Origin of the sequence: Bradyrhizobium sp. 141 (assembly GCF_023074055.1) — a bacterium.
In the GTDB taxonomy this organism is placed as follows: domain Bacteria; phylum Pseudomonadota; class Alphaproteobacteria; order Rhizobiales; family Xanthobacteraceae; genus Bradyrhizobium.
The window spans coordinates 231862-239819 of record NZ_JADPKR010000025.1 but is presented as its reverse complement, the minus strand read 5'-3'; the positions used below and the strand labels follow the sequence as shown (position 1 = coordinate 239819).

At 61.5% G+C, this 7958-nt stretch carries 5 protein-coding genes, 1 tRNA gene and 1 pseudogene; 6 read left to right on the top strand and 1 reads right to left on the bottom strand.

What is annotated here, in order from left to right; genetic code table 11:
- The first annotated feature begins 220 nt into the window (after positions 1–220).
- Both IVA81_RS08460 and IVA81_RS08455 read left to right on the top strand, forming a co-directional pair.
- Positions 221–1545: pseudogene (locus IVA81_RS08460) on the top strand (FAD-binding oxidoreductase).
- A gap of 3 nt (positions 1546–1548) precedes the next feature.
- Entirely contained in the window at positions 1549–2289 is a 741-nt protein-coding gene (locus IVA81_RS08455) for an SDR family oxidoreductase (protein WP_247314602.1), read from the top strand.
- Positions 2290–2439: 150 nt separating this feature from the next.
- Here IVA81_RS08455 and IVA81_RS08450 read toward each other — a convergent pair whose 3' ends face one another.
- Positions 2440–3405: a complex I NDUFA9 subunit family protein gene (locus IVA81_RS08450; protein ID WP_247314600.1), complete on the bottom strand. Its 966-nt coding sequence runs from the start codon at positions 3403–3405 to the stop codon at positions 2440–2442.
- Positions 3406–3556: 151 nt separating this feature from the next.
- On the opposite strand from IVA81_RS08450, the gene IVA81_RS08445 reads away from it, so the two are divergent.
- From IVA81_RS08445 to IVA81_RS08425, 4 genes are all read left to right on the top strand, one after another.
- Positions 3557–3643 (top strand) — tRNA-Leu (locus IVA81_RS08445).
- Between the two features lie 88 nt (positions 3644–3731).
- The gene (locus IVA81_RS08440; RefSeq protein WP_247314598.1) at positions 3732–5390 is read left to right on the top strand and encodes a tyrosine-type recombinase/integrase; all 1659 of its coding nucleotides are present in this window, start codon (positions 3732–3734) and stop codon (positions 5388–5390) included.
- Positions 5391–5622: 232 nt separating this feature from the next.
- Complete coding sequence (locus IVA81_RS08435) at positions 5623–6744, top strand: tetratricopeptide repeat protein (protein WP_247314596.1); 1122 nt, start codon at positions 5623–5625, stop codon at positions 6742–6744.
- Between the two features lie 784 nt (positions 6745–7528).
- Positions 7529–7762 carry a hypothetical protein gene (locus IVA81_RS08425; protein WP_247314594.1) on the top strand — a complete coding sequence of 78 codons (234 nt, stop codon included), beginning with the start codon at positions 7529–7531 and terminating at the stop codon, positions 7760–7762.
- Positions 7763–7958 lie beyond the last annotated feature (196 nt).

Sequence of the window (7958 nt, the reverse complement as noted above, 5' to 3'; positions counted from 1 at the left end):
GTTTGAGGGACGACCGCCTTCCAACCAACAGGCCGCTCGCGAGCGCGCTTCCAAATCGCGCCGTAGCGAGCGGGCGGCCGGCCCGTTACCCCATCTACGCAGCCGGCGCTTGGCCGTTAACTTCTCAAAACTCACTGACGCGCCTCAACCTAAAATAAGCTTTTGACCAGTAGGCAGTTTCCAAGGCAGGGCGGCGCGCGCCCGGCACAGGAGCTGAGCCATGACCCTCGTCAGCGGCTGGGGGCGCTTCCCGGTCGTCGATAGCGATGTGCTGCGCCCGCGGTCGTTCGCGGCGGTCGGCGAGGCTGTCTCGTCCGGCACCGTGGCGCGCGGCAACGGCCGCGCCTATGGCGATGCCGCGATCGGCGCCGCCAGGACGATCGGGATGACCGGCTTCGACCGGGTCAGGTCGTTCGATCCGGTGACGGGCCGCATCCGCCTGGAGGCCGGCGTTCTGCTGTCGGACCTGATCGACACTTTTGGCCCGCGCGGCTTTCTGCCTTTCGTCGTACCCGGCACGCGGTTCGTCTCGATCGGCGGCGCCATCGCGGCCGACGTGCACGGCAAGAACCATCATTGCGAAGGCGGCTTCGGCCGCTACGTCGACAGCCTCTTGCTGCGCACCGGACAGGGCGAGGTCATCGAGGCCTCGCGCGAGCAGAACTCCGACGCTTTCTTCGCGACCGTCGGCGGCATGGGCCTGACCGGCATCATCCTCGAAGCGACGATGCGGCTGCGTCCAGTCGAAACGGGATGGATCCGTGAGCGGGTGATCTCCGCGTCCGATCTCGATGCCGCCATGCGCGCGCTCGAGGCGAGCGATGCCGCGACCTATTCGGTGGCCTGGATCGATTGCGTGGCGCGAGGGCGCGATCTCGGCCGTTCGCTGATCTATCTCGGCGAGCACGCGGGCAAAGGCGAGCTGGCCGAAGGCGCCGATATATTTCCGGTCGGCAAGGATCCCGGCCTCAGCGTGCCGGTCGATCTGCCGTCGATGGCGCTGAACCGCACCAGCGTCCGCGCCTTCAACGAGCTCTACTATCGCATGGGCGCGCGGCGCGCCGGCGGCAGCCATGTGGTCTCGCTCTATCCGTATTTCTTTCCGCTCGACAGCATCGGTGAGTGGAACCGCATCTATGGCAAGCGCGGCTTCCTCCAGCATCAATGCGTGATCCCGGAGCAAGGGGCCCGCGCCGTGCTCGGCGAGATCCTCGATCGCGTCGCACGGCGCGGCGATGCCTCCTTCCTCGCCGTGCTCAAGAAGCTCGGCCAGGGCGACGGCATCCTGTCGTTCCCGCTGCCCGGCTACACGCTGGCGCTGGATTTCCCGGTGAAGGGCGACATCCTGAATTTTCTCGATGAGATCGACCGTCTGGTCGTCGCCGCCGGCGGACGGCTGTATCTGGCGAAGACGCACGCCAGTCGCGGGCGACTTTCGCGGCGGGCTATCCTGCCTTGCCGCGTTTCAACGCGATCCGCAAATCGCTCGATCCCGCCGGCAACATCCGATCGAAACTTTCACAGCGTCTGTTCGATGAGGTCTAGGCCGTGACGTCACGCAAGTCCGCAATTGTGCTCGGTGGCTCCTCCGATATCGGCCGCGCCGCCGCGCGCGCCTTCGCCAAGGCCGGGTACGATGTCGCCCTCGCCGGCCGCGACGTCGCCGCGCTGGAGCCTGACGCCGCCGATCTGCGCGCGCGCTACAATGTCGAGGTCGGTCTGCACAAATTCGACGTGCTCGACACCGCCTCGTTCGAGAGCTTTGTCGGTGGCCTTCCGGCATTGCCTGATGTCGTCGTCTCGATCGTCGGATTGCTCGGGGTGCAGGAGAATGCCGAGAGCGACCTTGCCCACGCCACCGCGATCATGCGTTCGAACTACGAAGGCCCTGCGCTGATCCTCGGCCTGTTCGCGGAAAGGTTCTTGGCGCGCGGCAGCGGGACGCTGGTTGGCGTGTCGTCGGTGGCCGGCGATCGTGGCCGGGCCTCGAACTATGTCTACGGCTCGGCCAAGGCAGGCTTCTCTGCGTTCCTCTCCGGCTTGCGCGCCCGTGCCAGCCGTGGCGGCGTGCATGTCGTCACGGTGAAGCCCGGCTTCGTCCGCACCAAGATGACCGAGGGCATGAAGCTGATCGGCCCGCTCACCGTCGAAGCTCCGGTGGTCGGCGATGCGATCCTCACCGCCGTCGAGAACAAGACCGACGTCGTCTATGTCAGCGGCAAATGGCGCCTCGTGATGCTGATCATCAAGACGCTGCCGGAGGCGGTGTTCAAGAAGCTGAAGTTTTAAGGTGTCGCCGCGCTGACGGTGCGCGCTCTGGCCTCGCTCGTCCCGCAAACTCGTCATGCCCGGGCTCGACCCGGGCATCCACGTCTTGCTGCAAATGCGGATGCACGTGGATGGCCGGGTCAAGCCCGGCCATGACGACGGAGAGAGGCTTTACGCGCTCTTGCGCTGGAACTGGCCCTGCGGGCGGAAACGCCAGAGATATTGCGGGGCGATCGCTTCCAGCGAATCCGGCGTGATGCCGAGCCCTTCCAGCGTCAGGCCCGCTGCCTTCGCCGCGTCCGACACGACATTGTCGCGCTCGAGCATGGTGACCTGGTCCGGCGTCAGCTTGAACGCCCCCGGCGCAAATTGCAGGAAGTTGGCCTGGAAGCGGGCGAGGCCGAACGGCAGCGGCACCAGCGTCCGCTCGCGGTCGGTGATGGCAAGGATGGCCTCGATGATCTCGCGCATGGTCAGCACTTCCGCACCCCCGAGCTCGTAGGTCGCGCCCGCCTTGGCCTTGCCGTCGACAGCGTCCGCGATCGCGGTGGCGACGTCGCCGACATAGACCGGCTGCATCTTCGTCTCGCCGCCGATCAGCGGCAGCACCGGCGACATCCGCGCCAGCGCGGCGAAGCGGTTGGTGAACTGGTCCTCGGGGCCGAACATCACGGAGGGGCGGAAGATCGTCGCCGAGGGCACCGCGGCCGATACCGCCGCTTCGCCGGCCGCCTTGGCCCTGGCATAGCGCGAGGGCGATTCGGCGTCGGCGCCGATCGCGGAGACATGGACCAGGGAGCTATCTGCCGCGGCCGCCGCCTTGGCGACCGTTTCGGCGCCCCTGGCCTGGACGGCGTCGAAGGTCTGCGCGCCGGCTTCAGTGAGGACGCCGACCAGATTGATCACGACATGCGAATCACGCAGCGCCGCCTCGACCGAGGCCGGATAGCGCAGATTCGCCTGCACGGTGTGGACCTGCCCGACCCGGCCGAGCGGCTGGAGGAATCCGGCGAGTTCCGGCCGCCGGACCGCGACCCGGACCCGGTAATCGCGCTTGCACAGGGCGCGGACCACGCTCCGGCCCAAAAACCCCGATCCGCCGAAAATCGTGACGAGCGTGTCCAGATTCGATGCCATGGGAGCCATTCCTGCGGAAAAGAGTGCGTCTTGTCAGGCTTGTATCGGGCCGGTTTGCGATGCGCAATCGGCATCCCGAACGCGGCTGTAAGCATGAATTGACAACGGCGTCACCGAACCGTAGTAACCGCCTCCGTGCCCCAAACGGCATGCCCAGGTGGTGGAATTGGTAGACGCGCTGGCTTCAGGTGCCAGTGGCTTAACGGCCGTGAAGGTTCGAGTCCTTTCCTGGGCACCATACAATTCTGGATATGAAGTAAATCCAGATACATAAGCCCAATCAGAGTGTTGCGTTGGCCCCGACTGTGTAACAATGGGGTGTAACATTGCTGTTCAGGGTTGTTCGGCCGATGCGCCGGGTTGGGTCTCGTTTTCCTCTTTTCGTGCAGCGCATTCCGGCTGATGTCCGGGCCAAAGCGGTCGGCATCGAACTGGCGATTCCGCTTGGTGATGGCTTCGTCTTCGTGACGCTTAGCGAAGGCGCTCAGGCCGTCCGGTTCTCCCTTCGCACCACGGAACCTAGCGAGGTCAAGACGCGTCAGGCGCTCGCTGCGGCCTATCTGGAAACCGTCTGGGCGGCACTCCGCAACGACGCTCCCGTGCATCTGACCCACCGGCAGGCGACGGCCTTGGCAGGCGAACTCTATCGCGTCTGGGCGGACAGCGAGAACCGCGCCCGGAGTGTCGCCATGGTCCACACGCCCGGAGTCGGCTGGGCGCCCGACACGGAGAGCCATGAGGAGCAGGAGGCCCACTGGGCAGCCGTAACGGAGATGTGGGAGAGGATTGGCGGCGACGGCGAGGCCAAGAAATTAGAGAAGGCGCTCGGGCCCATCGTGGGCCGCCTCTTGCTGACCAAAGGCATCCGCCGCGTGGACAGCGAATCGCGTGCGCTCTTGCTCACCGCCTTTTGGATGGCGCTGCGTGACGCCTTCGCGAGCCGCCAGCGGAATGCGGGTGGCGACTATTCGCTCGACCCCAAGGCGGCTCGCTTTCCCGAGTGGCAGGCCCCAGCAGATGCGCCGAAGGAAAAGCCAAAGCGCGGCACCTTCAAGAATTCCCTTACCGGCCTCGTTGAGGATTGGTGGAAGGAAGCCAAGCGGGCGGGCCGTAAGCAAAGCACCTATGAGAGCTATCGCAACTCGATGGCGCGTCTCGTGACATTTCTGAAGCACGACACTGCGAGCCGGGTGACGCCGGAGGACATCGTTCGCTTTAAGGACTATCGCGTGCAAAGCGGCGTGAGCCCGAAGACCGTGAAGGATAGCGACCTCGCTGGGATGAAGACGGTGTTCGGCTGGGCGGTGGTCAATCGCCGGCTGTCCAGTAATCCGGCCGAGGGGATCACCATCAAGGTCGGCAAGTCGCGCAAGCTCCGGTCCAAGGGGTTCTATGATTCGGAAGCCATCGCCATCCTGAAGCACGCCCGCGAGTTCGTGCCCGGCCGGGAAGCCCCAAAGCTCGCGGCAGCCAAGCGGTGGGTGCCATGGTTGTGCGCATTCACGGGCGGCCGCGTGGGCGAGATGATCCAGATTCGCAAGGAGGACCTCAGGCGCGAAGGCAAGCTCTGGGTGCTGCACGTGACGCCCGAGGCGGGGCCGGTGAAGACTGATGAAGCGCGGGACGTCGTCCTCCATCGGCAGGTCATTGAGGAGGGGTTTTTGGCCTTCTCCGAGAACTCGAAGGGCGGCTATCTGTTCATTGAACCGAAGGTCGGCGAATTAGGAGTGCGCAACGCGGTGAAGACGGCGCGGAACAAGGTCAACGAGTTTGTGCGTGAAGTGGTGAAGGACAAGAACGTTGATCCAAGCCACGGCTGGCGCCATCGCTTCAAGACGATCGGCATTGATCAGGGTGTTGAGATGCGCGTGCTGGATGCCATTCAGGGACATGCGCCGCGTAATGTCTCGGAGGGCTACGGAGACGTGACCATCAAAGCGAAGGCGAACGCGATCGCAAAGTTTCCCGCCGTCGAGGTCGTATAAGTCACCATAGCTGACAAAACCTTCGGGCCTGCAAGGTCACCTAAGGGCCATAGGCCGAAGAGTCGTCCGATCGAAATCAGGAATTCGGGTATGCCCACGGACGAAACCCAGTCTGGGAATGCTTTGCAAGTACCGGCACAGATCGTCAAAGCCGGAGCAATTTGTCGCAGGCGCAGCTCTAACGGAAGTTGTAGCATAAATCGCCTGAAACTCAAGCTTTGGACCGCTCGCCATGTCCAATCGAGATTCATCGCCTATTCTATTGCGATTGATGAGGCTTGAAGAAAAGGTCAAGGCTTTTAACAAGGAGAGATCAGCCCCTTTCATCAAGGATCCCTCCAAAGTCATTTCTATTGCAGCATTCATCATTTCAATCAGCACCACAGTTTTTGCGTGGAGGAAGGAAAATATTGAGGCCCATATCGCACAACGACGTCAGCTTGATGCGACGATTCAGCAGCTTGTGGACGTAGGCTTCAAGAATTTCGAGTTCTTAGCTAAGAACCGGTACGACCCAAACATCGGAGCCATGACCGGTTGGTTTTACTCGCAGACCGGCATGCTCGCGCAAAAGGCGGCTCAAGAGCTAACTTTGTCGAAAAAAGGCAGCCTCATTGACTATTTGGTAGTGGGGAACGCGCTTCTTGAGGCCGGTCAGCCAACTAAAGCAATGGATCTATTTCAACGCGCGGTTCAGATCGGACAAGCGAAACAAGCCGAGGACGACAGTCCTGTGGGCCGATTCGCAAAACTCGTCGAACGTACCTTTTACGGAGAGGATCTCGACCAGGCTATAACGGACGAGCAGCGACCACACCACATGGCAAGCGCCCATACGGCGGTGGGCATGAGTCTGATAGCGCAGGACAAGCCGAAGGAAGCGGCGGCCCAATTCGATAAGGCAATACTTGCCATCGAAAGCTCCAACTCTCCAGACTACTATAAGAAACAGTTGGCTGCGACCGTCCATAAGACCTGGGGCGAAACGCTCGCTCGATTCAATTACAGCTGCCTCGATATCAAAGTTCAATTGGAAAAGGCTGAACAGTTGTATCCCAACAACTTGAAGTCCGGGAGCGCTGATTGGAACACGATCCAATCCGAATTAAGTTGGCTTAGATCCAACTGTGGTTCAGACGGAAGGATTCTCGCCCCTCCAACTGCATCAGTTCAACCGAGTGGCATTCCACAGAGTCAATTGCAGGTACTTCAATCTGCTCCGGCGACCGGTGCCGCCGATGCAACGAGCCGTATTCCACAGACAGAGATCTTTCAATCCACTCCGGATACCAAGAATTTCGCTGAACCGAAGAACACTCCAAAGCTCGTTCCGCGAAAGAGCGTGCGCCAATAGGTATGCGCCCCGCGAGAGCGACCATCGCTTAGATGAAGTATCCGCAAGCCGATATTAGCTTCTAGCCCGTGTGTTGGCGTATTCGGTTGCTGCCGCTTTGCAGACCGCAATCTTTGAGCAAGCCAGAACAGCGCCATCACGCAGGGCACTCTCATACGAATCGTCTTTGTGGTTCGCGTGAAGATAGGCCCCGAGCAAGGCCGCGGCGACTAAGATCACGACGTAACGGGCCCGCTCCAAGATCAGCCGCGCCTTGGGGTCCTTCTCGATGCGGGTGACCGTCGCCAAAAAGATGGCCGGTGTGCTGACCAAGAGGATGACGGCTTGGATGGTGCCCGACTCAATATCCAGCCGCTTGATAATTTGATGTTCGAACCACAGGCAAAGCGCAATGAATCCCCAGACGGTACGTCAGTCAGGTTGAGCGGGGCACCCGCAACTGCACCATTATCGTCCTGGCCCGCTTGGCGAAGGCCCTCAAGACGACCCCTGACCGCTTGCTCGTACCTCAGAGGAAGGGGCGGGGGCAGTCCTGAATCTCGTCCGGTGTCAGGTTGATCACTTTGAGCACCGGCCGCGAGGGAGCAGGGTCCGTCACCGGTAGCGGGGACGACGCATTGCCCAAGATCGCTCTCGATCCAAAGCGGACTGCGGCAGTCACTCACACAATGTCAGCACGTGACCCAAAGCGGACTTTGATCAATATCGAAGCGAGCTTTTAAATTCTTACGAACGACCGGGTGGCTACATCCGGGAGAGCTGCGAAACGAGGAGCATACATCAAATGGGCACGGTTTTTCTGCTCTGGCACAGGCGACCAATCGAAGACGGTCTTGATGAGAACGATACCGACGACAAACTCATCGGGGTCTACAGCAGCGCGGCCGAAGCGGAAGCGGCAAAAATGCGCAAGCTTCAATTTGAGGGCTTTCGCGACTATCCCGACTGTTTCCAAGTCAGCAAGATGGAAGTCGACAAGGATGCATGGAGCGAAGGGTTCGTCACTGTGAAGACCTAAAGTGAATATCGCGCCGATGTCGGCTTATGGCCCTCAACACAGACCTTGCTCATGGTGCGGCGGATGTCGGCCTCCTGCCAAAGCAGACCCCAGTAGGCTCGGTCATTCTGCGTCGCGCTACCCCTTTGGCTTCATCATCGAGGGGCTCAACAAGGGGACTTGGGGACTCATTCGCCCGAACTAAGAGGTGGCCCTA

Excerpts from the sequence above, each read along its gene's own strand:
- IVA81_RS08450 (WP_247314600.1), bottom strand. The coding sequence starts at position 3,405 with ATGGCATCGAATCTGGACACGCTCGTCACGATTTTCGGCGGATCGGGG.
- IVA81_RS08435 (WP_247314596.1), top strand. The coding sequence starts at position 5,623 with ATGTCCAATCGAGATTCATCGCCTATTCTATTGCGATTGATGAGGCTT.
- IVA81_RS08425 (WP_247314594.1), top strand. The coding sequence starts at position 7,529 with ATGGGCACGGTTTTTCTGCTCTGGCACAGGCGACCAATCGAAGACGGT.